The organism is Streptomyces sp. NBC_00236 (genome assembly GCF_036195045.1).
In the GTDB taxonomy this organism is placed as follows: domain Bacteria; phylum Actinomycetota; class Actinomycetes; order Streptomycetales; family Streptomycetaceae; genus Streptomyces.
The window spans coordinates 8,012,451-8,036,472 of sequence record NZ_CP108100.1; the positions used below are offsets into that span (position 1 = coordinate 8,012,451).

22 protein-coding genes and 1 pseudogene are annotated in these 24,022 nt (G+C 72.0%); 16 read left to right on the forward strand and 7 right to left on the reverse strand.

Annotation, left to right across the window (positions count from 1 at the left end; all coding sequences use genetic code 11):
• The first annotated feature begins 194 nt into the window (after positions 1-194).
• The 3 genes from OG446_RS35700 to OG446_RS35710 are packed head-to-tail and all read left to right on the forward strand — an operon-like array spanning position 195 to position 2,499.
• Positions 195-872, forward strand: a complete 678-nt coding sequence (locus OG446_RS35700) for an ABC transporter permease (protein ID WP_306084340.1) — start codon at positions 195-197, stop codon at positions 870-872.
• Complete coding sequence (locus OG446_RS35705; RefSeq protein ID WP_328897927.1) at positions 869-1,546, forward strand: ABC transporter permease; 678 nt, start codon at positions 869-871, stop codon at positions 1,544-1,546. The genes OG446_RS35700 and OG446_RS35705 overlap by 4 nt, the downstream gene beginning before the upstream one ends.
• On the forward strand, positions 1,543-2,499 hold the full coding sequence (locus OG446_RS35710) for an ABC transporter substrate-binding protein (protein WP_328897928.1): 957 nt from the start codon (positions 1,543-1,545) through the stop codon (positions 2,497-2,499). Before OG446_RS35705 ends, OG446_RS35710 begins: the two co-directional genes overlap by 4 nt.
• A 24-nt stretch (positions 2,500-2,523) precedes the next feature.
• On the opposite strand, the gene OG446_RS35715 is transcribed toward OG446_RS35710, so the two are convergent.
• Both OG446_RS35715 and OG446_RS35720 read right to left on the reverse strand, forming a co-directional pair.
• The gene (locus OG446_RS35715) at positions 2,524-3,453 is read right to left on the reverse strand and encodes a PmoA family protein (RefSeq protein WP_328897929.1); all 930 of its coding nucleotides are present in this window, start codon (positions 3,451-3,453) and stop codon (positions 2,524-2,526) included.
• Positions 3,450-4,601, reverse strand: coding sequence for a Gfo/Idh/MocA family protein (locus OG446_RS35720; protein ID WP_328898523.1), 1,152 nt, complete (start codon positions 4,599-4,601; stop codon positions 3,450-3,452). Before OG446_RS35720 ends, OG446_RS35715 begins: the two co-directional genes overlap by 4 nt.
• A 282-nt stretch (positions 4,602-4,883) precedes the next feature.
• Here OG446_RS35720 and OG446_RS35725 point away from each other — a divergent pair, with 282 nt between their 5' ends.
• On the forward strand, positions 4,884-6,032 hold the full coding sequence (locus OG446_RS35725) for a serine hydrolase domain-containing protein (RefSeq protein WP_328897930.1): 1,149 nt from the start codon (positions 4,884-4,886) through the stop codon (positions 6,030-6,032).
• A gap of 88 nt (positions 6,033-6,120) precedes the next feature.
• On the opposite strand, the gene OG446_RS35730 is transcribed toward OG446_RS35725, so the two are convergent.
• Entirely contained in the window at positions 6,121-7,284 is a 1,164-nt protein-coding gene (locus tag OG446_RS35730; RefSeq protein WP_328897931.1) for an ABC transporter ATP-binding protein, read from the reverse strand.
• Between the two features lie 104 nt (positions 7,285-7,388).
• On the opposite strand from OG446_RS35730, the gene OG446_RS35735 reads away from it, so the two are divergent.
• Positions 7,389-8,684 carry an alpha/beta fold hydrolase gene (locus tag OG446_RS35735; protein WP_328897932.1) on the forward strand — a complete coding sequence of 432 codons (1,296 nt, stop codon included), beginning with the start codon at positions 7,389-7,391 and terminating at the stop codon, positions 8,682-8,684.
• 65 nt (positions 8,685-8,749) lie between these two features.
• Here the strand turns inward: OG446_RS35735 and OG446_RS35740 are convergent, their stop codons facing one another.
• Complete coding sequence (locus OG446_RS35740) at positions 8,750-9,322, reverse strand: rhodanese-like domain-containing protein (protein WP_328897933.1); 573 nt, start codon at positions 9,320-9,322, stop codon at positions 8,750-8,752.
• A gap of 100 nt (positions 9,323-9,422) precedes the next feature.
• Between OG446_RS35740 and OG446_RS35745 the strand changes: the two genes are divergently transcribed.
• The 3 genes from OG446_RS35745 to OG446_RS35755 all read left to right on the forward strand — a co-directional run bounded on the left by OG446_RS35745 (position 9,423) and on the right by OG446_RS35755 (position 11,549).
• On the forward strand, positions 9,423-9,701 hold the full coding sequence (locus OG446_RS35745) for a metal-sensitive transcriptional regulator (protein WP_148015298.1): 279 nt from the start codon (positions 9,423-9,425) through the stop codon (positions 9,699-9,701).
• 190 nt (positions 9,702-9,891) lie between these two features.
• Positions 9,892-10,623 (forward strand): PIG-L deacetylase family protein, encoded by a 732-nt coding sequence (locus OG446_RS35750; RefSeq protein WP_328897934.1) that lies wholly within the window; start codon positions 9,892-9,894, stop codon positions 10,621-10,623.
• Positions 10,624-10,691: 68 nt separating this feature from the next.
• A complete protein-coding gene (locus tag OG446_RS35755; protein ID WP_328897935.1) occupies positions 10,692-11,549 on the forward strand; it encodes an enoyl-CoA hydratase/isomerase family protein in 858 nt (285 codons plus the stop codon).
• A gap of 33 nt (positions 11,550-11,582) precedes the next feature.
• On the opposite strand, the gene OG446_RS35760 is transcribed toward OG446_RS35755, so the two are convergent.
• Positions 11,583-12,512, reverse strand: coding sequence for an SDR family oxidoreductase (locus OG446_RS35760; RefSeq protein WP_328897936.1), 930 nt, complete (start codon positions 12,510-12,512; stop codon positions 11,583-11,585).
• A gap of 213 nt (positions 12,513-12,725) precedes the next feature.
• Here OG446_RS35760 and OG446_RS35765 point away from each other — a divergent pair, with 213 nt between their 5' ends.
• From OG446_RS35765 to OG446_RS35790, 6 genes are all read left to right on the forward strand, one after another.
• Positions 12,726-15,395 (forward strand): beta-N-acetylglucosaminidase domain-containing protein, encoded by a 2,670-nt coding sequence (locus OG446_RS35765; RefSeq protein WP_328897937.1) that lies wholly within the window; start codon positions 12,726-12,728, stop codon positions 15,393-15,395.
• 178 nt (positions 15,396-15,573) lie between these two features.
• Entirely contained in the window at positions 15,574-16,542 is a 969-nt protein-coding gene (locus OG446_RS35770) for an NADPH:quinone oxidoreductase family protein (RefSeq protein ID WP_328897938.1), read from the forward strand.
• Positions 16,539-17,726 (forward strand): acyl-CoA dehydrogenase family protein, encoded by a 1,188-nt coding sequence (locus tag OG446_RS35775; protein ID WP_219568649.1) that lies wholly within the window; start codon positions 16,539-16,541, stop codon positions 17,724-17,726. The genes OG446_RS35770 and OG446_RS35775 overlap by 4 nt, the downstream gene beginning before the upstream one ends.
• Positions 17,723-18,850 carry an acyl-CoA dehydrogenase family protein gene (locus OG446_RS35780; RefSeq protein ID WP_328897939.1) on the forward strand — a complete coding sequence of 376 codons (1,128 nt, stop codon included), beginning with the start codon at positions 17,723-17,725 and terminating at the stop codon, positions 18,848-18,850. Before OG446_RS35775 ends, OG446_RS35780 begins: the two co-directional genes overlap by 4 nt.
• Before the next feature lie 251 nt (positions 18,851-19,101).
• Complete coding sequence (locus OG446_RS35785; protein WP_328897940.1) at positions 19,102-19,989, forward strand: phosphatidylinositol-specific phospholipase C/glycerophosphodiester phosphodiesterase family protein; 888 nt, start codon at positions 19,102-19,104, stop codon at positions 19,987-19,989.
• A gap of 130 nt (positions 19,990-20,119) precedes the next feature.
• Positions 20,120-20,314: a hypothetical protein gene (locus OG446_RS35790; protein WP_328897941.1), complete on the forward strand. Its 195-nt coding sequence runs from the start codon at positions 20,120-20,122 to the stop codon at positions 20,312-20,314.
• A 42-nt stretch (positions 20,315-20,356) separates the two neighbouring features.
• On the opposite strand, the pseudogene OG446_RS35795 reads toward OG446_RS35790, so the two are convergent.
• Positions 20,357-20,704: pseudogene (locus OG446_RS35795) on the reverse strand (MerR family transcriptional regulator); the annotation flags it as partial.
• Positions 20,705-21,051: 347 nt separating this feature from the next.
• Between OG446_RS35795 and OG446_RS35800 the strand changes: the two are divergent.
• A complete protein-coding gene (locus tag OG446_RS35800; RefSeq protein WP_328897942.1) occupies positions 21,052-21,777 on the forward strand; it encodes a hypothetical protein in 726 nt (241 codons plus the stop codon).
• Positions 21,778-21,881: 104 nt separating this feature from the next.
• Here OG446_RS35800 and OG446_RS35805 read toward each other — a convergent pair whose 3' ends face one another.
• Positions 21,882-22,199, reverse strand: coding sequence for a hypothetical protein (locus OG446_RS35805; RefSeq protein WP_328897943.1), 318 nt, complete (start codon positions 22,197-22,199; stop codon positions 21,882-21,884).
• A gap of 369 nt (positions 22,200-22,568) precedes the next feature.
• Between OG446_RS35805 and OG446_RS35810 the strand changes: the two genes are divergently transcribed.
• Complete coding sequence (locus OG446_RS35810) at positions 22,569-23,966, forward strand: APC family permease (protein ID WP_328897944.1); 1,398 nt, start codon at positions 22,569-22,571, stop codon at positions 23,964-23,966.
• The last annotated feature ends 56 nt before the right edge of the window (positions 23,967-24,022 follow it).

Below are 24,022 nucleotides of genomic sequence, written 5' to 3' on the forward strand. Positions count from 1 at the left end.
ATGAGATTAATCGCATCGATGTCTGTGTGTCCAGAGGTCGCCGGCTCCGGTCCGGGGCATGGCCGAGGGACGTCGCCCGGTATCGGTGGGAAGCGGGCCAGGGCGAAGGTCCGGCTCACCCGTCCGGGGGCACGTCCCCCCGGACGGGTGAGCCGGACGGGCGCCCGCGTACCGCTGCGGGCTGCAATGGACAGGTGACCGCGCCCCCGGACGACTGCCTCGCGCGCAACGAGTGGATCTGCGGCGCCTATCTGAGCAGCCGTCGGGACATCCTCTGGGACGCCGTGCTGCAACATCTGCAGCTGACCGCGGTCTCCGTGCTCATCGGACTCGTCATCGCGGTGCCGCTCGCCCTGGCCGCCCGCCGCTGGCGCTGGGCGGCGGGCCCGGTGCTCGGGGTGACGACGATCCTCTACACCGTCCCGTCGCTCGCCATGTTCTCGCTGCTCCTCCCCGTGTACGGACTCTCCGCCTCGCTCGTCGTGGCGGGCCTGGTCCTGTACTCGCTCACCCTGCTGGTACGGAACATCCTGGCCGGGCTGCGCGCCGTGCCCGAGGAGACCCGGCAGGCGGCACGCGGCATGGGGTACGGCCCCGTACGGCTGCTCGTCGCCGTGGAACTCCCGCTCGCCCTGCCGGCCGCGATGGCGGGCCTGCGCATCGCCACCGTCTCCGCCGTCAGCCTCGTCACCATCGGCGCGATCGTCGGCTACGGCGGACTCGGCAACCTCATCTACTCCGGGATGAACACCTACTTCAAGGCCCAGGTGCTCACCGCCTCCGTCCTGTGCGTCGTCATCGCCGTCGCCGCCGACCTGCTGCTCCTGCTCGCGCAGCGCCTGCTCACCCCCTGGACACGGAGGCAGTCGTGAACACCCTCTCCGAGGCCTGGACCTGGCTCACGACGTCGGCGCACTGGTACGGCGAGGACGGCATCTGGACCCGGCTGGCCCAGCACCTCGTCCTCACCGTCGTCTGTCTGCTGATCAGCTGCCTCATTGCCCTGCCCATCGCCCTGCTCCTCGGGCACCTCGGCAAGGGGGGCGCCCTGGCCGTCAACATCTCCAACGTCGGCCGTGCCGTCCCCACCTTCGCCGTCCTCGTCCTGCTGCTGCTCACCCCGATCGGGAGGTTCGGCGAGGGACCGACCGTGGTCGCGCTCGTCCTGTTCGCCGTACCGCCGCTGCTCACCAACGCCTACGTCGGCATGCGGGAGGTCGACCAGGACGTCGTACGCGCGGCCCGAGGCATGGGCATGACGGGCCGGCAGATGCTCTTCCAGGTCGAGGTGCCGCTCGCGCTGCCGCTGATCATGACCGGCGTACGGATCGCGGCGGTCCAGCTCGTCGCCACCGCCACCATCGCGGCGCTGGCCGGCGGCGGGGGACTGGGCCGCATCATCACCGCAGGCTTCAATCTCGCCTCCACCGCCCAGGTGGTCGCCGGCGCCGTCCTGGTCGCCGCCTTCGCCCTGATCGTGGAAGGTCTCTTCGAGCTGGCGCAGCGGTTCGCCCCCGACCGGGTCCGTGACGGGAACACCGGATGAGGGCCCGGCACACGGTCGCCGTGACCCTGCTCCTGGTGCTGGCACCGGTCTCCGCCTGCACCACCGGGCCCACGCTGGAGAACCAGGGGGAGGTCACCGCCCCGCCCGGCGACAGCAAACACCTCACCATCGGCTCGGCGGGATTCACCGAGAGCGATCTGCTCGCCCAGATGTACGCGCTGCTGCTCGACCGGGCCGGATACTCCACGGAGATCATCTCCGTCACCAACCGGGAGATCTACGAGCCGGCCCTGGAGAACGGCCAGATCGACGTCGTCCCCGAGTACGCCGCCACCTTCGCCGACTGGCTGAACGCCAAGAAGAACGGCGCCGACGCCACCCCGGTCGGCTCACCCGACCTCTCCACCACCATGAAGGCGCTGCGCGCCCTGGCCGCACCCCGCGGCCTCACCGTTCTGGACCCCGGCCGTGCCGTCGACCAGAACGCCTTCGCCGTCACCTCCGCCTACGCGGCGAAGCACCACCTGAAGTCGCTCAGCGACCTCGGGAGGTCGGGGCTCCCGGTCCGCCTCGCCGCGGGCGACGAGTGTGTCCAGCGCCCCTACTGCGCTCCCGGGCTGAAGAAGACGTACGGCATCGACATCACCGGCGTCGACCCCAAGGGCGTCGGTACGACCCAGGCCAAGCAGGCCGTCCGGAGCGGCCGTGACCAGATGGTGCTGACCACCACCACGGACGCCACCCTGGACGACTTCGGTCTCGTCCTGCTCGCCGACGACAAGCACCTGCAGAACGCCGACTACCTGGTGCCCGTCGTCAACCGGTCCCGGGCGGGCAGCGAAGGTGTCCGTACGGCACTGGGCAAGCTGAACACCGTACTGACGACCGCGGACCTGGCCCGGCTGAACGAGCAGGTGGACAGCTGGCGCCGACTCCCCGAGGACGTCGCTCGCGCCTACCTCCGGTCGCACGGCCTCATTCCCGGCGACTGACCGGGTCGCCGACGACGCGCGGGTTCACCAGGCCAGCCCCGCCAGCCGGGCCTCGATCCGCTCGCGCTCCCACACCCCGTCCGCGACGACCACCCGGTAGCGCCGGGTCAGTGTGGCGCCGGGCTCCAGGACCAGTTCGTCGTGGAAGGCGAAGGACGGGGCGACCCCGGCGAAGGGGTCATTGCGAACGAACCAGTGCGCGGGGTGTTCGCCGCCCGCGCCCGTGTGGTCGTTCTCCGGCGCGTGCGCGAAGACGAGCGTCGCGTGGCCGTACGCCCCGTCGTGCTCGCCGCTGTACGCCAGCCAGGGCGCCTGCCGCCCCATCACCTCGGGGCCCTCGCCGTCCGGGGTGAGGATCCGGCCGTCACGGAACGCGCGCGGGCCGCGCCAGAACAGCCCCGTGTAGCCGGCGCCCTGGCGCCCGTGGGTGGCCGGACTGCCGAACCGCAGGGGTTCGTCCCGCCGGTTGGTGACGGCCGACGACCACGTCAGCACCCAGCTGCCCGACGCCGGATCGATGTCGTGCACCTCGACCCGGCGCGCCTCGTCCGCCCACAGTTCCCCGCTGTGCGGATGCCAGCCGAGCCGCTCGGCGACCGTGGCCCCGTCCTCCCGCACCGAGATCTCGTCGAACCCGCGGTGCGCCATGGAACCCACCCGCTCGGGCAGCGGCTGGTAGCCCTCGCCCCGTACATAGGTGTTGCCGCCCCACAGGTTCTGCCCCGACAGATGCGAGGCGGTCAGCTGCAGGCCCTTGTGCCAGCGGTGATCGTTGGGCCGGTAGTCGGTCACCACCTGCCCCAGAAGGGTGCGGAGCGGATGGATGTACGGCTTCGGCGCCTCCCAGGCCGCCTCGGGCCGGTACACGTACCGCAGGAGCTCCACCCCGCTGTCCGCCGTCGCGACGGAGATGTGGTCGCCGTGCCGGTGCACCAGCGTGGTCCGGCCGGTCACGCGGACCGCTCCGCCGGCTCGGGCGCCCAGCCGGGTGCGTTGCCGTGCAGGGCGCTGTAGTACGGGTCACCGGGGCCGGTCTCGCCGGCCCGGACGGTGCCTCCGGTGAAGGCCGCCTTGTAGAGGGCGGTGACCAGCTCCAGGCTGGTGCGGCCGTCGGCGCCGCTGCTGCGCGGCCGGCGGCCGGCCCGCAGATCGTGGAGCAGACCGCGCAGCTGGGCCTCGTGGGAGCTGGGCACATCGGCCCCGAAGTCCCGCCAGGCGGCGACCTGTTCGGCGGTGACCCCGGGGGCCGGAGTGATCCGCCAGTCGGCGTTGCGATGGCCGTACAGATGGGTGAGCTCGACCGTGGCCCGCTCGCAGTCGATCCGGATCCGGCTCACCTCGTCCGGGCTGAGGACGCTGTTGACGATCGTGGCCATGGTGCCGTTCTCGAAGCGGACCAGTGCGGTGGAGACGTCCTCCGTCTCGACGTCGTGCACCAGCCGTCCCGCCATCGCCCGGATCTCCGACCAGGGACCCAGCAGATCCAGCAGCAGATCCATCTGGTGGATGCCGTGGCCCATCGCGGGGCCGCCGCCCTCCGTACTCCAACGGCCCCGCCAGGGAGCGGAGTAGTACGCCTCGTCCCGGTACCAGGTGGTCTGGCAATGAGCGACCAGGGGCCGCCCCATCGCCTGCTCGGCCAGCAGCGCCCGGACGTGGTCCGAACCGGATCCGAACCGGTGCTGGAACACGATCGCGGCGAACGGGCCGCCCTTGTCGGGGGCCTCCGCCGCCTCGATGGCGTCGAAGTCCTCCAGCGAGGGACAGGGAGGCTTTTCGCACCACACCCAGGCCCCGGCGCGCAGTGCGGTGATGGTCTGGTCGCGGTGGAAGCGGGGCGGAGTGCCGAGCGTGACGAGATCGGGCCGCTCCTCGGCGAGCATCCGGGCGAGATCCGTGTACGCCCGGCCGGTGCCCGCCTCGGCGCAGAACGCTTCGGCGGACGCGGCGTCGACATCGACCGCCGCGACGATCTCCAGGGGCTGTTCGGCGGCCAGCGCACGCAGGGCAGGCAGATGGCTCACGCGCGCGATGGCGCCGGTACCGACGATCGCGACCCGGATCGGCCGGCTGGGGGAAGCCTGGCTGGGCGTGACAAACACCTCCACGGTGAGGGGCGCCCACCCGGCAGTAAGCGCTTTCTCCCTGTGGAAACCTAGGCTTTCCGCAGGGTTCAGGTCAAGAGACCCGCCTCCGGGCCGCCGCTGCCTCAGCCGATGTCCTGCTGGCCGAACGGCGGCCCGCTGCTGCCGTCCTCCCGGCCGAACGACGGCGCGCTGCCCGGATCCGCCGGGGCGAGGGCGTCGGACTCCCGGCGCGGCCCGATGAGTTCGCACCGTCGCGGGAGTCATGCTTGTTGACCCTCGACGCGAGAAGGCGGAGCGATGAGCACCCTGCGTGAAGTACTGGAGACGCACGTACGCGACGGATCGGTGCCGGGAGCCGTGGGCCTGGTGGCCCGGGGCGACCGGGTGGATCTGCATGCGGTCGGCGGCGCGGACACCCGGGGTGACACCCCGATGGCCCCGGACTCGATCTTCCGGATCGCCTCCACCACCAAACCGATCACCGCGGCGGCGGCCATGATGCTGATCGAGGACGGCCGGATCAGGCTTGAGGACCCCGTCGCGTCCTGGCTGCCCGAACTGGCATCGCCCATGGTCGTGCGCACCCCCCAGAGCCCGGTCGACGACGTGGTCCCGGCCGACCGGCCCCTCACCGTGTTCGACCTGATGACCTTCCGGGCCGGGTACGGGTTCCCCTCCGACTTCTCGTTGCCCGCCGTCGCGCCCCTGTTCAGCGAACTGAAGCAGGGCCCGCCGCAACCTCGGGCCGTCGCCGCCCCGGACGCCTGGACGGCGACGCTGTCGCGCATCCCGCTGCTGTGCCAGCCGGGGCAGGCATGGCTGTACAACACCTGCTCCGACATCCTGGGCGTCCTGATCGCCCGCGCCTCCGGGCAGTCGCTGCCGGAGTTCCTGGCCGAGCGGGTGTTCGAGCCGCTCGGCATGACCGACACGGGCTTCGAGGTACCCGCGCAGAAGCTCGACCGGTTCACCAGCTACTACCGGGCCGGCGAGACAGGGGACCTCGAACTCGTCGATGCTGCCGAGGGACAGTGGAGCAGCATGCCGGAATTCCCGTCCGCGGCAGGCGGCCTGGTCTCGACCGCCGCCGACTGGTGCGCCTTCGGCCGGATGCTGCTCGCCGGCGGGACCGTGGGCGACCGCGCTCTGCTGACACCCGAGTCGGTGCGGCAGATGACGACCGACCACCTGACCCCCGCACAGCGCAGGGCGAGCGGACTGTTCACCGAGGGACAGGGCTGGGGATTCGGCGGCTCGGTGGACGTCGAGAGGACCGACCCCTGGAATGTGCCGGGCCGCTACGGCTGGGTCGGTGGCACCGGCACCACGGCCCACATCATCCCGGCCACCGGCACGGTCGCGATCATGTTCACCCAGGTGGAGATGGCCGGCCCCAAACCGCCCCGCACCATGCAGGACTTCTGGCGTCACGTGGCCGGTGAGTGAAGCCTCAGCGCCGGGCGCCCCCGTGAGCCCTCCGCGCCCGGGCAGACCCCCCGCGCCCGGGCAGACCCCCCGCGCCCGGTGGCGCCCGTCAGGCGTCCGCCACCGAGTCGAACCGCACCTCGTCGCGAGCCACGCCCTGCGCGTCCGCGTCCACCGAACGCCGCAGGGCCTCATGGAGCTTCGCCGGAGTCAGCACACCCAGGAAGCGCGCCCCGTCCAGGACCGCCACCCACCCGGCGTCGTGCTGGAGCATCTCGCTGAACGCCTGCTTGAGCGGGGCTCCCACCGGCACCCAGGCGTCCATCCGGCGGGCCAGTTCAGCCACCGTCCCGTGCTCACCGGCGATCCGCAGCGAGTCCGCCGACACCCAGCCGTGCAGCTCACCGCCGCCGTTCAGCACCACCGCCCATCGCGCACCGGCGGCGCCGAGCCGGGCCGCCGCCACCGAGGCCCGCTCGTCCAGCCGGGCGACCGGCGGCTCCTCCAGGTCCTCCGGTTCGATCGTGGTGACGGACAGCCGCTTCAACCCGCGGTCCGCACCGACGAACCGTGCCACGTACGGGGTCGCCGGCGAGCCGAGGACCGCACCCGGACTGTCGAACTGCTCGATGCGCCCCTCCCCGTACACCGCGATCCGGTCGCCCATCCGCACCGCTTCCTCGATGTCATGAGTGACCATCAGGACCGTTTTCCTGACCGTGGCCTGCAGACTCAGGAACTCGTTCTGCAGCCGTTCCCGCACCACCGGGTCCACCGCACCGAACGGTTCGTCCATCAGCAGCACCGGCGGATCGGCCGCCAGAGCGCGCGCCACCCCGACCCGCTGGCGCTGGCCGCCGGAGAGCTGGGCGGGATACCGCGAGCCGTACGTGCCGGGGTCAAGGCCCACCAGATCGAGGAGCTCGGCAGCCCGCGCACGCGCCCGGGACCGCTTCCAGCCGACCAGCGCCGGGACGGTCGCGGTGTTGTCGAGGACGGTCCGGTGGGGGAAGAGCCCCACCTGCTGGATGACGTAGCCGATCCGACGGCGCAGTTTCACCGGGTCGACCTTCGAGATGTCCTCGCCGTCGACCAGGATCCGGCCCGAGGTCGGTTCGATCAGCCGGTTCACCATCATCATCGTGGTGGTCTTTCCGCAGCCCGAGGGGCCGACCAGGGTGACCAGCTCCCCCTCGGCGACCTCGAAGGACAGTTCGTCGACCGCGGTCGTCCCGTCCGGATAGACCTTGCCGACCTGCTCGAACCGGATCATGACTGAACGGTAGGAGCCGCACGGGCCCCCTGCACACGGGCCGGGGCCGTCCGGGGAACGGCTATGTGCTGAACTGTCCGTGAACCATCGATACAGGAGCCCCCTTGAACAGCTATCGCCTGCCCGGCCTCGTCCTCACCGACCGTCACTTCACCGTTCCGCTCGATCACACAGACCCGGGCGGTGAGCAGATCGAGGTCTTCGGCCGCGAGGTGGTGGCGGGCTCCCGGGCCGGTGAGGAGCTGCCGTGGCTGGTGTACCTGGAGGGCGGCCCCGGCTTCGGCGCCCGGCGATTCACCGGCGCGGAGGCGTGGCTGGGACGGGCGGTGAAGGAGTTCCGGGTACTGCTCCTGGACCAGCGCGGCACCGGACTGTCCACCCCCGCCAACCGGCAGACCCTGCCGTTGCGCGGCGGTCCGCGTGAGCAGGCCGACTACCTCGCGCACTTCCGGTCCGACAGCATCGTGCGCGACTGCGAGCTGATCCGCCCCCAGCTGACGGGCGGCGCGCCCTGGACCGTCCTCGGCCAGTCCTTCGGCGGCTTCTGCGCGGTCCGCTATCTGTCGGCCGCGCCGGAGGGCCTCAGTGCCGTCCTGATCACGGGCGGTCTGCCCTCCCTCGACGCCCACGCGGACGACGTCTACCGGGCCGCGTACCCGCGGATCGAGCGCAAGGTCGCCGCGCACTACCGCCGATACCCGCAGGACGTCGAGCGCGCCCGGGAGATCACCGCTCACCTCGCGGAGCACCGGCCGGAGAGCGCCGGACACCGGCTGACGCCCGAGGGATTCCAGTCGCTGGGCATCATGCTCGGCGGGAGCAACGGCAGCCACCAGCTGCACTACCTGATGGAGAACGCCTTCGTCACCACCGCGCACGGCACCGAACTCTCCGACACGTTCCAGGAGGCCATGCGCACCGCGAACTCGTTCGCCGGGCACCCGCTGTACGCGGTCCTGCACGAGGCCATCTACGGCCAGGACGAGCGGCCGACCGGCTGGGCGGCCGAGCGGGTCCGGGCGGAGTTCCCGCAGTTCGACGCGGAGGCCGCCCTCAAGGGCGACGGCCCGGTCCTGTTCACGGGCGAGAGCATTCACCCCTGGCACTTCGACGTCGACCCGGCGCTGCGCCCGCTCCGCGAGACCGCGGAGCTGCTCGCCACCCGCGGTGACTGGGAGCCGCTGTACGACACCGAGCGGCTGGCCGCCAACGAGGTGCCGGTCGCTGCCGCCGTCTACCACGACGACATGTACGTGGACACCGCGCACGCGCTGCGCACGGCCGCCGCGATCCGCGGGCTGCGCACCTGGGTGACCGACGAGTTCGAGCACGACGGACTGCGCGCGGGCGGACCGCGCGTGCTCGACCGGCTGCTGGCTCTGGTCCGCGACGAGGTCTGAGTCCTCCGGTACGGGCGGGGGCCGTTCGCACCGGGTGTGCGAACGGCCCCCGCCGCCGTGGCGGCTCAGCCCTGGAGCGCGTCCAGCGTCGCGTTCAGGTTCGCGGCCGAGCGCGGAGCGCGGTTGTGCGGGAGCTTCGACAGCACCGCCGCCATGCCGCAGGTGTTCGTCACGGCAGAGAAGACGAGACCGGCTCCGACACCGGCGGACAGCCAGCGCGCGGCCGGACGGCGCACACCCGCGAGCAGACCGGCCACCACGAGCGAGCCGGCGGCGAGCCGCACCTGGCGCTCCATGGGCCAGGTGGTCCGGCCGCCCTCCGGGCGGTCGAGGCCGTGGCCCTCGCCCTCCCAGGCGGAGGTGCCGCCGGACAGCGTCGCCGCGTCGATGTCGGCTGCCGAGAGGATGTCGCAGGCCCGCGTGGAGCGGACGCCGGAGGCGCACACCACGAGCAGGGCGCCGCGGGCGGAGGCCGACTTGAGGGCGGGCACCGCCTCGGAGAGACGGTCGAGCGGGATGTTGAGGGCGCCGGGGACGTGCCCCGAGGCGTATTCGCCGGGAGCGCGCACGTCGATCACGGTGAACTCCGCGAGACGGGCGGCGGCCTGGGTGGGGGAGAGGGATACGGGGCTGGTCACGAGCAGTGTTTCCTTTCGTTCACCGGGTGTGAGGCAGAGACTCCGTCTCTCCTGCCCCGGACGGGCTAGAATACCCCTTGGGGTATTAAAAGGAGGATGTGTGGAACTCGACATGGCGGCCGATGAACTCAAGTCGGTGCTCAATCGCCTGCGCCGCGCACAGGGTCAGCTCACCGGAATCATCAGGATGATCGAGGAAGGGCGCGACTGCGAGGACGTGATCACCCAGATGGCCGCCGTTTCGCGGGCCCTCGACCGCGCGGGCTTCGCGATCATCGCGACGGGACTTCAGCACTGCATGGCCGACGGCGGCAGCGAACCCGCGGACCGGGACCAGATGCGGGCCCGGCTGGAGAAGCTCTTCCTGTCGCTGGCCTGAGACGGACCGTGAGGGCCGCGGCACCGTTTCGTACGACGGACCGGCAGTGTTTGAGCCGAGCGGGCCCGCACCGTTCCAGGTGAGCGGACGGCGCTGTTTCGGACGAGCGGCCGGCACCGTCTCGAACATGGGGTGGGCGGGGCGCTCGGGACGCAGGGCCCCGTGCGGCCCGGCCGGTTAGCCTGCCGACATGACGGGACAGCTCGAACCCATGCCCACGGACTGGCGGCGGGCACTCGCCGTCGTCGCGCACCCCGACGACCTGGAGTACGGCTGCGCGGCTGCCGTCGCCGGCTGGACCGACGACGGCCGTGACATCACCTACCTCCTGGCCACCCGCGGCGAGGCCGGAATCGACACGCTCGAACCGGAGGAGTGCGCGCCGCTGCGCGAGCGGGAGCAGCGCGCGAGTGCGGCGGCGGTCGGGGTCTCCCGCGTCGAGTTCCTCGATCACCGCGACGGGGTGATCGAGTACGGCATCGGGCTGCGCCGGGACATCGCGGCGGCCGTCCGCCGTCACCGGCCGGAGCTGGTGATCACGCTGAACCACCGCGACACCTGGGGCGGTGTCGCCTGGAACACCCCCGACCACCGTGCGGTCGGCCGGGCCGCACTGGATGCGGCGGCCGACGCGGGCAACCGCTGGATCTTCCCGGAGCTCACCGATCAGGGCCTCGCGCCGTGGGACGGCGTGCGCTGGGTGGCCGTCGCCGGATCGTCCACGCCGACCCACGCCGTCGACGCGACGGCGGGCCTCGAACGGTCGGTACGGTCGCTCCTGGCGCACCGTACGTACATCGAGGCCCTCACGGACGAGGACCCCGAGGCGTACTGCCGCGCCTTCCTCACCGGCAACGCGCAGGCGTCCGCCGAGCGCTTCGGTGGCCGCCCGGCGGTCACGTTCGAGCTCTTCGCGCGCTGAGCACGGACGGACCCTGGCCACCGATGGCGGGTCGCCGTACGCTGTGCCCCGCAAAGGCGCCTGACGGTGTGTCAGCCTATCGGGGAGCGGCCGTGCTCGACATCCTGGACCACGACGTCCCGCAGGGCCAGGAGCGGATGACGCTCCGGATCGAGAACGGCGTCGGTGTGCTGACGCTGTGCCGGCCGGAGCAGCTCAACGGCTGGAGCTGGGAGTCCAGCAGGCAGCTCGGCATCATGGCCGACCGGCTCCGCTTCGACGACTCGGTCCGTGCGGTCCTGCTGCGGGGCGAGGGCCGGGCGTTCTGTGCCGGGATCGACGTCACCGCGCCCGGCGGTGACATCACGGGCCGTACCTCCGCCGAACGCACCCAGCGCTACTACGAGGGCATCCGCTGGGTGCACGAGCGCTTCGCCGCCTTCGCCGGGCTTCCGCAGCCGGTGATCGCCGCCGTGCAGGGCTACTGTCTCGGCTTCGGCTTCGAGCTCGCGCTCATGGCAGACATCCGCATCGCCGCCGACAATGCCGTGTTCGCGCTGCCCGAGGCCGGGATCGGGGTCGCGGTCGACGCCGGTGGCGACATGCGGATCGCCCGCGAGGCGGGCGCGGGCTGGGCCAAGTACCTCGCGCTCACCGGCCGTCGGATCGACGCGGCGGCCGCCGAGCGGATCGGGCTGCTCCAGTCGGTCACGCCTCTCGCCGAACTGGAGCGCACCGCCCGGTCGGTCGCCGAGGCGGTCGCGGCGAACGCACCCCTGGCCGTACGGCACATCAAGCGCTCCGTCGACGCGTTCGCGGACGCGGGCCTCGGCGAGGCGCTGGACCGTACGGCCCTGGCGGCGGCGCTGACCCTCACCTCGCACGACGCGGCCGAGGGCTACGCCGCCAAGGCGGCCCGCCGTCCGCCGCACTTCGAGGGAACCTGACCCGCCGCCCCGTGCGTCCTTCTGCGACTCCGCTCATTCGGCTTCGGGCAGTGTGAAGGGGCCGCGCCCCAACTGTTCGCGTACCGGCACCACGGGCGGCGCGACGAGGGAACGCCGCTGCCAGTTCGCCCCGTCGACCACCAGGGAATGGCCGGACACGAACGCGGCGTACGGCGACGCCAGGAACGTGGCCGCCCAGCCCAGTTCACGTGGCAGGCCCACGCGGAGTGCGGGCTGCCGCGCGTCGAGCCGTCCGCTCCCCCCGTCCTCCGCGGCGCCGTCCCGGTCCAGGTGGGTGCGGATGTCGCCGGTCATGTCCTGGTGCGGCATCAGGCCCGGAACCAGTCCGTTGACGCGGATTCCGTACGGCCCCCACTCCACGGCGAGTGTCTCGACCAGATTCTTCACCCCGGCCTTCGCCGCCGCGGAATGTGCGTAACCGGGGCCGCCCGTCCAGGCGTACGAGGCGCCGACGCACACGATCGAGCCGCCGGTCGTGGCGGCGAGGTGGCGCCGCCCGAACTCGCGGGTCATGAACCAGGTCCCGGTCAGGGTGATGTCGAGCACCGCCCGCCAGGCGTTCGGCGACAGGTCCTCGGCGGGTGACGGGAAGTTGGCCGCCGCGTTGTTGACGAGGACGTCGGGCGGCCCCAGTTCGGCCTCGGCCGTGTCGAACACCTCCGTGATCCTCTCCGGGTCGCGAATGTCGCCCGGGACGGCCAGGACCCGGCCCCCGGTCAGGGGCGCCAGCTCCTCCCGGGCGGCTGCCAGCCGCCCGGGATTCCGGCCGACGAGCACCAGATGCGCTCCCAGCCGGGCGAACTCGGCCGCGACCGCCTTGCCGAGGCCGGAGCCGCCACCGGTCACCAGCACCACGCTCCCGTCGTACGTGCCGGCCGGCAGGGCGCTCGCGCCGAGCGGGGGAGGAGCGGTGATTCCGGGGGTGTGCATGCTCTCCGTCATGGACGCATGAGTACCGCTTCCGCCGACACAAGGCCAGGCCTGAGAGGCATTTGAACGCGGGGTTCTGTGCGACGAGAATCCAGGTACCCAGCACGAAAGTCCAGGTCCAAGCGCTGATGTTGTCCAGACCATTGACATGTAAGCGCCAGAATGTTGAATTCGGTGACGTTGTGTTGCGCGACTCTGGTGACTTGAGTGACCGATGGAGGATCTGTGACGCCTCGCCCACCCCGTCTCACCGCAATGGCCGCGGCCGCGGCCCTGTTCGCCGGTGGTCTGCTGACCACCGGACCCGTCGCCCAGGCGGCCGGCATCAGACCGGACGGAGCCTCGGCCAGGGCTCAGGACGCCCCGGCCGTCACCCCCACCCCGCAGTCCGTCAGGAACCGGTCCGACCGGATCACGATCACTCCCACCGTCACCCTGGTCACCGGGGAGGCAGCCGACGAGCCGACCCTCGGCGTCGTGACGGCGGCCCTGCGCAAGGCCGGTGCGCAGCGGGTCGTCCGCGCTGCGCGGCCGGCCCCCAACGGGCTCAACGTCCACATCGGCGACGCCGGCGCGCTGGCCGCCCTCACGCTCGAAGGGCCGTCCGGGCTGCCTGCCGACGGGTACGTCCTCGGCATCGGGGCGGGTCGCATCGTCCTCGCCGGCAAGGACACCACCGGGACCTACTACGCCGCGCAGACCCTGCGCCAGATCCTGCCGCAGCGAGCGAACCCGGGAGCCCGCGTCGCCGGAATCGCCGTGCGCGACTGGCCCGGCACCGCACTGCGCGGCGTTATCGAGGGCTTCTACGGCACCCCGTGGTCCCACGAGGCCCGCCTGGACCAGCTCGACTACTACGGCGAGCACAAGATGAACATCTACGTGTACTCGCCCAAGGACGACGCCTACCTGCGCGAGAAGTGGCGCGACGCGTACCCCGCCGACCGGCTGGCGCAGATCAAGGAGCTCACCGACCGGGCGGTCGAGCGGCACGTCGAGTTCACCTACGCGCTCTCGCCGGGCCTTTCGGTCTGCTACAGCTCCGACGCGGACGCGAAGGCGCTCGTCGACAAGTTCCAGACGATCTGGGACATCGGAGTGCGCACCTTCGCGGTGCCGCTCGACGACATCAGCTACACCGACTGGAACTGCGACGCCGACAAGGCGAAGTGGGGGACCGGAGGCGGTGCGGCGGGCGCAGCGCAGGCCTACCTCCTGAACAAGGTCAACCGGGAGTTCATCGCCACCCACCCCGGTGCCGAGCCGCTCCAGATGGTCCCCACCGAGTACTACAACGTCGCTCCGTCCCCGTACAAGAAGGCCCTGTCCGAGCAGCTCGACCCGGACGTGCTGGTCGAGTGGACCGGAGTCGGCGTGGTGGCGCCGACCATGACGGTCGCTCAGGCCGACGCGGCCCGCGAGGTGTTCGGCCACCCGATCCTGACCTGGGACAACTACCCGGTGAACGACTACGCGACGAACCGGCTGCTGCTCGGCCCGTTCAACGGCCGGGAGAAGGGGCTGCCGGGCCGGCTGGCCGGGATCACCGCCAACCCGATGATCCAGCCGTACGCCTCGAAGCTCTCGCTGTACACCGTCGCGGACTACGCCTGGAACGACGCGGCGTACGACCCGCGCACCTCGTGGGGCAGGGGGCTGGGGGAGTACGCGGGCGGCGACGCCCGCACCGAGCAGGCCCTGCGCGCCTTCGCCGACGTCAACTACAGCTCGGCGCTCAACACCGACAAGGCACCGGAGCTGTCCGCCGCGTTCGCCCGGTACTGGGAGTCCGGTGACGCGAAGCGGCTCACCTCGGTGCTCGCCGGCCTCGGAGCCGCGCCCGCCCGGCTGCGCGCGGACCTTCCGGACCGCGGCTTCATCGAGGACTCGGGCCCCTGGCTGGACGCCACCGAGTCCTGGGCGACCGCGGCCCGCACCGCCCTGAGCATGGTCGAGGCGGCGCGCGCCGGAGACGGTGACCGGGCCTGGGCGCTCCGTCAGCAACTGCCCGCGCAGGTCGAGCGCGCCAAGTCCTTCACGTACAAGGGTCTCGACGGGCGCGAGGTGCCGGTCCTCGTGGGTGACGGGAAGCTGGACGGGTTCATCGAAGCGGCCACCGCCGAGCACGACCGGATCCTCGGTGTGAGCGGCCGGCCCACGGCATCGACCAGCCTCGGCACGTACCAGAGCAACACCCTCGCCCGGATGCTCGACGGCGACGACTCCACCTACTTCTGGAGCGACGGGCCGCCCGCGGCGGGCGACCGGCTCACCGTCGACCTCGGGGCGGCCCGGGACATCGGCGACGTCACCCTCGCCATGGGCAAGCCCGGCAGCACCGAGGACTACGTCCACGCGGGAGTGCTGGAGTACTCGGTGGACGGGCAGAACTGGACCACGCTCACCGAGTTCTCCGAGCAGGCGGACGTCACCGCGACCGTGCCCGCCGGCACCGAGGCCCGCTATGTCCGGGCCCGCGCGACCGCCGGACAGAACAGCTGGGTCGTCGTCCGTGAGTTCCACGTGGCGACCACGGACGGGGAGATCACGGGCAACCCGCCGGCTGCCGGTGGATCGGCGCTGCGCTCGGCGGCCGACGGGGACCCGGACAGCGTCTACCGCGCCGCGCGCGCTCCGGAGGCGGGCGAAACGCTGGAGGTGGGTCTCGCCACCGCACGCGAGGTCGGCGCGGTCACCGTCCTCCAGCCGGCCGGTTCACGAGCCGCGGCCGACATCCAGCTGCGGAACGCGGACGGCAGCTGGCAGACCATCGGCACGCTCGACGGCCCGTACACGCGCGTCGACGCGGCGGGCCGGACGGCCGACGCGGTACGCCTCGCCTGGCACACGGGCTCCGCGGCGCCCGTGATCGCGGAGGTGGTGGTCGGCAAGTAGCCGCAGCACGGTTGCCCCGTGCGCCCGGCCCAGCCGCACCTCCAGCGGCGGGGCCGGGCGCACACCCATGCCGGCGCCCGGCCGAACCGGTCACCCGCAGGTTGTTCCCACAGGGGCAAGCGACCGCTTAGTATGCCCCGGAGCAGTGGTAATGCCGACAGTGTTGTGGAGGCCCCTCATGCAGGCATGGCGAGTGCACCGGAACGGCGAGCCGAGCGAGGTGATGCGGCTCGAAGAAGCGGACCGGCCGACGCCCGGCGACGGGCAGGTGCTCATCGAGGTGCTCGCGGCGAACATCAACTTCCCCGATGCGCTGCTCTGCCGCGGCCAGTACCAGGTGAGGCCCCCGCTGCCGTTCACCCCCGGGGTGGAGATCTGCGGCCGCACCGAGGACGGGCGCCGCGTGCTCGCCACCCCCGCCCTGCCGGACGGCGGCTTCGCCCAGTACGTCGTCGCGGACGAGGCGGCCCTGCTGCCGGCCCCCGAGGCGCTGGACGACGCCGAGGCGGCAGCCCTGCACATCGGCTACCAGACCGGCTGGTTCGGCCTGCACCGCCGGGCGCGCCTCCAGGCGGGCGAGACCCTGCTCGTCCACGCCGCGGCAGGCGGCGTCGGCAGTGCGGCCGTCCAGCTCGGCAAGGCCGCCGGAGCCACCGTCATCGGTGTGGTCGGAGGCTCCGAGAAGGCCAAGATCGCCGCCGGACTCGGCTGCGACCTGGTCATCGACCGGCGCACCGAGGACATCGTCGCCGCGGTCAAGGAGTTCACCGGCGGCCGTGGCGCCGACGTGGTCTACGACCCGGTCGGCGGCGACGCGTACGCCAAGTCCGTGAAGTGCATCGCCTTCGAGGGCCGGGTCGTCGTCGTCGGCTTCGCCAGCGGCGTCATTCCCACCCCCGGACTCAACCACGCCCTGGTGAAGAACTACTCCGTCGTCGGTCTCCACTGGGGCCTGTACAACACCAAGGACCCGCAGGCGGTCCGCGACTGCCACGAGGAGCTCACCCGGCTCGCCGGGCAGGGCGTCATCAAGCCGCTCATCAGCGAGCGGGTCCCGATGGACGGGGCAGCGGCCGCCGTCCAGCGCGTCGCCGACGGCACCAGCACCGGCCGCATCGTCGTCCTCCCGTCAGGAGCCGCCCGATGACCGCCCCCGACGCCGCGGAACTGCGCCGCCTCACCCGGGAACTGCTCGCCGCGCACCCCCCGGCCACCACGGACCCCACCGACTTCCTCAAGGCGCGCTTCGACGCCGGACTCGCCTGGGTGCACTACCCGGCCGGACTCGGCGGCCTCGACGCGCCGCGCTCCCTCCAGCCCGTCGTCGACGCCGAACTCGCCGCGGCGAACGCCCCGGACAACGACCCGCGCCGCATCGGCATCGGCCTCGGCATGGCCGCCCCGACCATCCTCGGCTTCGGCACCGACGAGCAGAAGCAGCGCTTCCTGCGCCCCCTGTGGGTCGGCGAGGAGGTGTGGTGCCAGCTCTTCAGCGAGCCGGGCGCCGGCTCCGACCTGGCCGCCCTCGGCACACGCGCGGTGCGCGACGGGGAGGACTGGGTGGTCGACGGGCAGAAGGTCTGGACGTCCAGCGCCCATGTGGCACGCTGGGCGATCCTCATCGCCCGCACCGACCCGGACGTGCCCAAGCACCGCGGCATCAGCTACTTCATCTGCGACATGACCGACCCCGGCGTCGAGGTGCGGCCACTGCGCCAGATCACCGGCGAGGCCGAGTTCAACGAGGTCTTCCTCACCGGGGTGCGCATCCCCGACAGCCGCCGCCTCGGCGCGGTCGGCGAGGGCTGGAAGGTCGCACAGACGACCCTGATGAACGAGCGTGTCTCCATCGGCGGATCCCGCATCCCGCGCGAGGGCGGCATGATCGGCCCCATCGCGCGGACCTGGCGCGAACGCCCCGAACTGCGCACCCACGACCTGCACCAGCGCCTGCTCACCCTCTGGGTCGAGGCCGAGGTCGCCCGTCTCGCCGGCGAACGCCTGCGCCAGCAGCTCGTCGCCGGACAGCCGGGACCCGAGGGCTCCGGAATGAAGCTCGCCTTCGCCCGCCTCAACCAGGAGATCAGCGGGCTCGAAGTCGAACTGCTCGGCGACGACGGGCTGTTGTACAGCGACTGGACCATGCGACGCCCGGACCACGTCGACTTCACCGGACGTGACGCCGGCTACCGCTACCTCCGCTCCAAGGGCAACTCCATCGAGGGCGGTACGAGCGAGGTACTGCTCAACATCGTCGCCGAACGCGTGCTCGGTCTGCCCGCCGAGCCGCGCAACGACAAGGACGTCGCGTGGAAGGACCTCTCCCGATGACCGCACAGGCCGCACAGACCGAACCGACCCAGGCGCCCGACCTCCTGTACTCGGAGGCCGAGGAGGACCTGCGGGCCGCGGTCCGCTCCCTGCTCGCGGACCGGGCCGACGCGCCGACGGTGATTGCTCGCACCGAGTCCGACACGCCGTACGACCCGCAGCTCTGGAAGGCCCTGGCGACCGACATCGGAGCCGCCGGCCTGCTGGTGCCCGAGAAGCTCGGCGGACAGGGCGCCACCCATCGCGAGGCCGCCGTCGTCATCGAGGAGCTCGGCCGCAGCGTCGCCCCCGCGCCCTACCTGACCAGCTCCGTCGTCGCCACCGAGACGCTGCTGGCGCTCGGCGCGCAGGACGGGCCGGTGGGCGGGCTGCTCGCCGAACTGGCCGCTGGCCGCAAGGTCGCGGTGCTCGCCGTGCCCTTCTCCGCATCGGCGTCCGACACGCCGGTGGTGACCGGAGCCCTCGACGGAACACTCGGGCCGGTCGCCGACGCGGCCGCCGCCGACGTGCTCCTGGTCCCCACCACCGACGGCCTCTACGCGGTCGCCGCGGACGCACCCGGTGTCGCCGTCCAGCCGCTCGTCCCGCTCGACCTCACCCGCCCGCTCGCCACCGTCACCCTCACCGGAGCCACCGGCATCCGCCTCGCGGACGCGGGCGCGGCGCGGTCCGCGGTGGACCGGGGGCTGCTGGCGGGTGCGGGGCTGCTCGCCTCCGAGCAGCTCGGACTCGCCGAATGGTGCCTGACCGAAACGGTCCGGCACACCCGGGAGCGCCACCAGTTCAACCGCCCGGTCGGATCCTTCCAGTCGCTGAAGCACCGCATGGCGCAGCTCTGGCTGGAGGTGGTCTCGGCCCGGGCCGCGGCACGGAACGCGGCCGACGCGCTGGCGACGGGCAGCCCCGACGCGCCGTTGGCGGTGGCCGTGGCGCAGGCGTACTGCTCCAAGGTCGCCGTCCACGCGGCGGAGGAATGTGTCCAGTTGCACGGCGGCATCGGGATGACCTGGGAGCACCCGGCGCACCTGTACCTGAAGCGCGCCAAGGCCGACGCGAACGCCTTCGGAACGGCGGGCCGTCATCGCGAGACCGTCGCCGCCCTGATGGAGCTGCCGGCGCCGTAGCAACATCGGGGGGTACGTGTTCACGTACCCGTCGTTCGGACCGGAGCGGGAGTACGTGCTCACGTACTCCCGCTCCGGTCCGGACAGCTGCGGGCCCGATTCGTGCGGATCCGGTCACGGCGGGCGGAACGGAGGCCGACGGGCGGACGGCGATCGAGCCAACTCTGCTCGTCCGGGCCCCTGTTGCGGCGCGGCGCTTCCATACTCGGTCGCGTCCGCCCATCCGGCACGCCTCGCAACCGGGAGATTCCATGGCGTTCCCCACCCGCCGCCACGTCGTCACCACCGCCCTGACCACCGCGGCCGCGGCCACCCTCGTACCCCACCAGCCGGCCACCGCGACCGAAGCCCCGCGCGCCCGGACCGGCGCCCCGGGCCCCCGGCCACTGCTCCGGGCGCACGCGCACAACGACTATCTGCACCCCCGCCCGCTCCACGACGCGCTGGCCCAGGGATTCACCAGTGTCGAGGCCGACATCTTCCTCGTGGACGGCGAGTTGCTCGTCGCCCACGAGGCCACCGACCTCGACCCCGCCCGCACCCTCTCCGCGCTGTATCTCGATCCGCTGCTCGCCAGGGTCCGGGCCAACCACGGGACCGTGTTCCGCGGCGACCGTACACCGGTGCAGCTGCTGATCGACATCAAGACGGACGGCGCGGCCGCCTACGCGGAACTCGACCGCCAACTCCGCCGTCACCGGCAGATGCTGACCGCCTGTCGGCACGGCCGGGTACGGCCCGGAGCCGTCACCGCCGTGATCTCGGGCGACCGGGCCGCCCGCGTCCCCATGGAGGCCCAGCGCACCCGGTACGCCTTCTACGACGGTCGGCTCGACGACCTCGGAACCGCCGCCACGGCCTCGTTCATCCCGCTCGTCAGCAGCAGCTGGACAGGCACGTTCCGCTGGCTCGGCGCCGGCCCCGTCCCGCCCGCCGAACGCGACGCCCTGCGTGCGATCACCGCCGCTGCGCACGGCGCGGGGCAGCGTGTGCGTTTCTGGGCCACTCCCGATGCTCCCGGACCTGAACGCGACGCGGTCTGGGCGGAGTTGCTGGCCGCCGGCGTGGACCACCTGAACACCGACGACCTCGCGGGACTCGCCCGCTTCCTCCGCGCCCACGACCGGAACACGCGGTAGGCGGCAGCACCGGGACCGGCTTGCCGCAGGCGTACCCGTTTGGCGGACACGCCAGTGCGCCGGATGGCTCCTCCGCTAGGCCAAACTGACGCCGAATGCCGCAATTCCGGCGCGGCGGAGGAGGTTGGCCATGGCCATTTCGATCTCACTGGTGCTGCTTCTGCTGATTCTCGCGGTGATCTTCCTCCGCAGCGGCGGACTGAAGCTCTCGCACGCCCTGGTCTGCGCCCTCCTCGGGTTCTTCCTCGCAGGCACGAGCATGGCCCCCACCATCCAGGAGGGCATCACGGCCACCGCGGACGTCGTCAGCAGCATCAACCCCTGACCCCGCTGCCGGACCGGTGGCTCCGCCCTGAGGGGCCGGGCCACCGGACAGGTTCCGCAGCGCCGTGGCCGGCCGGTGCCTCGCCTCGGTCCGGGCGGCGATCCGCGCTTCGAGGACGGCCGGCCGCTCGCGGGCGATCCGCAGACCCCGCTCCGGGTACGGTGCGGCGCCAACGTCGCCGTCCAGGCACGGCAGGAACAGACGTACGTCGTCCGATGTGAGCCCGGCAGCCGGCAGATGACGGATGTTGCGGACCCGGACCACGGTCCGCTCCTCGTACACGCGGTACCGGTTGGCCGCCCGCTGCGAGTTGATCAGCCCGGCCTGCTCGTAGTGGCGCAGCGCCCGTGCGGTCGTGCCGGTGGCCTCGGCCGGTTCGCCGATCAGCACCCCCACCACCTCCCTGTCCACTCCTGTCACGCCACCACCGCGCCACCGTCGACCGGGAGGATCACGCCGGTGATGTGCTGCTGGGCTGTTGTTCATACCGTGATCGTTCAACCCTGCCGCCAGTGGCAAGGTCAAGCAGCAGCCCGGAAGCGCGCACGAACGGTCCGGACAGACACTGGAACATGATCGTTGCGGTCAACAGCTCGCATCCTGCCGCCATGAGGTGACCAGGGACATCCAGGTGTGAAACGGTCCGGTGGGGCACGGGCCGGGTCGGACCGTCGCCTCGCCCGGACCGGGAACGTCCGCCGGGCTTCGCACCGAGCCGGGACCCGGAGAGCACAGCCATGTCATTCCCTCTGTTCGGACGGGATCCGGGAGCCGTCCATCATGAGCACTGCCGGAGCAGCCGCTGCTGCCGGTGCCAGCAGCGGCCCTGGACGACCGTCGCCGGAAGCGAACGCCTCTGCGGACTCTGCGCCTCCTGCTGCCGGGAATGCGGCCGGGCGCCCGCCCCGCACGTGGACGGGCTCGACCACGGGCTCTGCGGCGACTGCCGCGGACTGTGCGGCCGCTGTCATACGCCGCCGGCGGCCGACGGCGACTGCGAGTGCCGGCGGTGGCAGCGGCCGGGAGGCGATCCGGTCGGCTACCTCCTCCATGCGCTGCCACCCCCGCTCATACGGGAGTTCGGCGGCCGCTATCCGGGGGAACTCGTGGCGCTGATCCGGCGGGAGCTGGGCCGGCGCACCCCCGACCAGCTCCTGGACCGGGTCGAGCGCCGGTGGAACGCCCGCTGGTCCCACACGCTTCAGGAGAAGGACGAGGAAGGACGCCGCCGGCGCCCCTGGGAGATCGCCGAACAGTTGCTCAGGCCGGGACTCTGCGCCGAGCCGAGTTGCGAGGACGGCAGGCTGGTCACCACCGACTCCCCGTGCGCGCTCTGCGCGAGTCCACTGCACCGGTTCGTGCCGGCCCAGGCCGACCGGAGGGCCGCCTCGGACCGGGCCAGGACCACCGCGGCCGCGATCAGGCGGGAGATGCTGGACCGCCGTACCGGCGGGCGGGGCTGAGTTCAGGGATGTGGAACTGTCCGGTGGCACCGCGCCCGTCCGAAGCGCCCATGGAACACTCAGCGATGCCATGCACAACTCATGGGCCTCGCGGCCCCGGCCGGCTAGTCCGCCGCGGGTTCCCCCGTCGCGTGGTCCGGTCCGGGCAGGGTCGTCGGAACCGTGGCCGCCGCACCTCGCCGGACGGCTTCCACCGCCGCTTCGTGCAGTGAACGGCTGGCTTCCTCCGAGGGGCAGGGGACAGGACTCCCCGCCATCGTGAACCAGTCGGCCGCATCGGTGTACTGCACAGTGATCTGCGCCGTGCCCTCGGCCCAAGTGGTGTGGACGGTCAGGTCGCCGGACAGCGGCCCGACCTCCTCGGTGAGCACGCCGCCGTGCCCCGAGTAAACTCCGCGTGTCGTCCAGGACGCCCAGGTCATGCCTCCAGGCTCGCACCAAAGCCGGCGTATCGCGACCCACGGATGACAAGTCCCCGAAACGCACGGCCCGTACTGCTCGGGCCACGGGTCCGGCGGGTGGACCGCGGATGGATTTGAATGAAATTTTTCGTCCGGCCGCACTGCGGTTCCCGCAGTGGCCTATCCCGTTGCCCTGGTGCGATCTTGACGCCAAATCGTTGATCAGTGATCTCCGGGCGACGAATTCCGAAGGAAAACAGCTATTGACCTGCGGAACGCGTCGGTATTGCATGACGCGCTGGGAGCACCGGAACCTTTCCTCACACCTCGTCCGGAGGCGATACCGCTCCCGCGCTCTGACACCGCACCTGTTGATCGGAACCCGACTCGATGACCGACACGCTCAGCGCTCCACAGGCACTCGCCCCCGCGACCGGACCCACCCCGCAGAAGCTCAAGCGTTCCATCGGCGTCGTCGGGGGGACCCTGCTCACGCTGTCCTGCGTGACCCCCGCCTCCACCCTCTTCGTGGTCGTTCCTGACCTGTTCGCCGGACTCGGCACCTACACCGCGCTCACCATCGCCATCGGCTCGCTGCTCTGCATAGCGGTGGCCTTCTGCTACTCGGAGCTGGGCACCCTCATCCCCAGCGCCGGCGGCGAGTACGCCATGGTGTCGACGATGGCGGGCCGGCTCGCCGGCTGGCTCGTGTTCGTGCTCTCCCTGCTCGTCGTCATGATCGTGCCCCCGGTCATCGCCATGGGGACCGCCGACTACCTCGCACCCCTCGTCCACATCCCCGCCTCGCTCGCCGGGGCGGGCGTCATGCTGCTCGCCACCCTCGCGGGCCTCCTCGACCTGCGCGCCAACGCCTGGATCACCGGCATCTTCCTGGTGCTGGAGGTGATCGCCGCCGGCGTCGTGGCCGTCCTCGGGTTCGCCCACTCCGAGCGGGGCGCCGCCGCGCTCGTGCACGGGTCCGTCGCCTCGCCGGGCGGCACGAGCTCGACCGTCACCGCGATGATGGTCGTCTCCGGGCTCGCCATCGCGCTCTTCATCACGCAGGGCTTCTCCACGGCCGTCTACCTCTCCGAGGAGTTGGAGGACCCGCGGCGCAACGTGGCCCGTACGGTCCTCGCCACGCTCGCGATCTCGACGGCCGTCATCCTCGTCCCCGTCATCGCCATCACCCTGGGCGCCCCCGACCTCGCGGCCCTGACCTCCGGCGACCTCAGCGGCATGGTCGAGGCGTGGTCCAACTCGGCCGTCGGCACGTTCGTCAGCCTCTGTGTCGCCCTCGCCATCATCAACGCCGGCATCGTCATGGTCATCCAGAACTCCCGGGTGCTGTTCGCCTCCGCCCGGGACAAGGCGTGGCCCGCCCCGGTCAACCAGGCCCTGTCCCGGCTCGGCCGCTTCGGCTCGCCGTGGGTGGCGACGCTCCTCGTGGGCATTCCGGGAGCGGCCCTCTGCTTCGTCAGTCTCGACACCCTGTACGGAGTGACCGGCGTCTCCGTCACCGCCATGTACCTGCTGGTGGCCGTCGCCGCCCTGCTCTGCCGCCGCGGCACGCACCGCGACGCACCCGCCTGGCGGATGCCGCTCTGGCCCGCCGTCCCGGTCCTGCTCATCCTCGTCCTCGCCTACATCCTGACCCAGCAGGAGACCGAGTACCTGCTCTGGACGGGCGGGATCACCGCGGTCGCCACGTTCTACTGGGCCCTGTACCTGAGGCCCCGCCGCGCGACCCGATGGCTGGTGAGCATCCCCGAGGACGAGCAGGTGTGAGACAGGTTCTCCCTACTGGGCCCTGTACCTGAGGCCCCGCCGCGCGACCCGATGGC

Excerpts from the sequence above, each read along its gene's own strand:
- OG446_RS35710 (WP_328897928.1), top strand. The coding sequence starts at position 1,543 with ATGAGGGCCCGGCACACGGTCGCCGTGACCCTGCTCCTGGTGCTGGCA.
- OG446_RS35725 (WP_328897930.1), top strand. The coding sequence starts at position 4,884 with ATGAGCACCCTGCGTGAAGTACTGGAGACGCACGTACGCGACGGATCG.
- OG446_RS35730 (WP_328897931.1), bottom strand. The coding sequence starts at position 7,284 with ATGATCCGGTTCGAGCAGGTCGGCAAGGTCTATCCGGACGGGACGACC.
- OG446_RS35750 (WP_328897934.1), top strand. The coding sequence starts at position 9,892 with ATGACGGGACAGCTCGAACCCATGCCCACGGACTGGCGGCGGGCACTC.
- OG446_RS35760 (WP_328897936.1), bottom strand. The coding sequence starts at position 12,512 with ATGACGGAGAGCATGCACACCCCCGGAATCACCGCTCCTCCCCCGCTC.
- OG446_RS35770 (WP_328897938.1), top strand. The coding sequence starts at position 15,574 with ATGCAGGCATGGCGAGTGCACCGGAACGGCGAGCCGAGCGAGGTGATG.
- OG446_RS35775 (WP_219568649.1), top strand. The coding sequence starts at position 16,539 with ATGACCGCCCCCGACGCCGCGGAACTGCGCCGCCTCACCCGGGAACTG.
- OG446_RS35780 (WP_328897939.1), top strand. The coding sequence starts at position 17,723 with ATGACCGCACAGGCCGCACAGACCGAACCGACCCAGGCGCCCGACCTC.
- OG446_RS35785 (WP_328897940.1), top strand. The coding sequence starts at position 19,102 with ATGGCGTTCCCCACCCGCCGCCACGTCGTCACCACCGCCCTGACCACC.
- OG446_RS35790 (WP_328897941.1), top strand. The coding sequence starts at position 20,120 with ATGGCCATTTCGATCTCACTGGTGCTGCTTCTGCTGATTCTCGCGGTG.
- OG446_RS35800 (WP_328897942.1), top strand. The coding sequence starts at position 21,052 with ATGTCATTCCCTCTGTTCGGACGGGATCCGGGAGCCGTCCATCATGAG.
- OG446_RS35805 (WP_328897943.1), bottom strand. The coding sequence starts at position 22,199 with ATGACCTGGGCGTCCTGGACGACACGCGGAGTTTACTCGGGGCACGGC.
- OG446_RS35810 (WP_328897944.1), top strand. The coding sequence starts at position 22,569 with ATGACCGACACGCTCAGCGCTCCACAGGCACTCGCCCCCGCGACCGGA.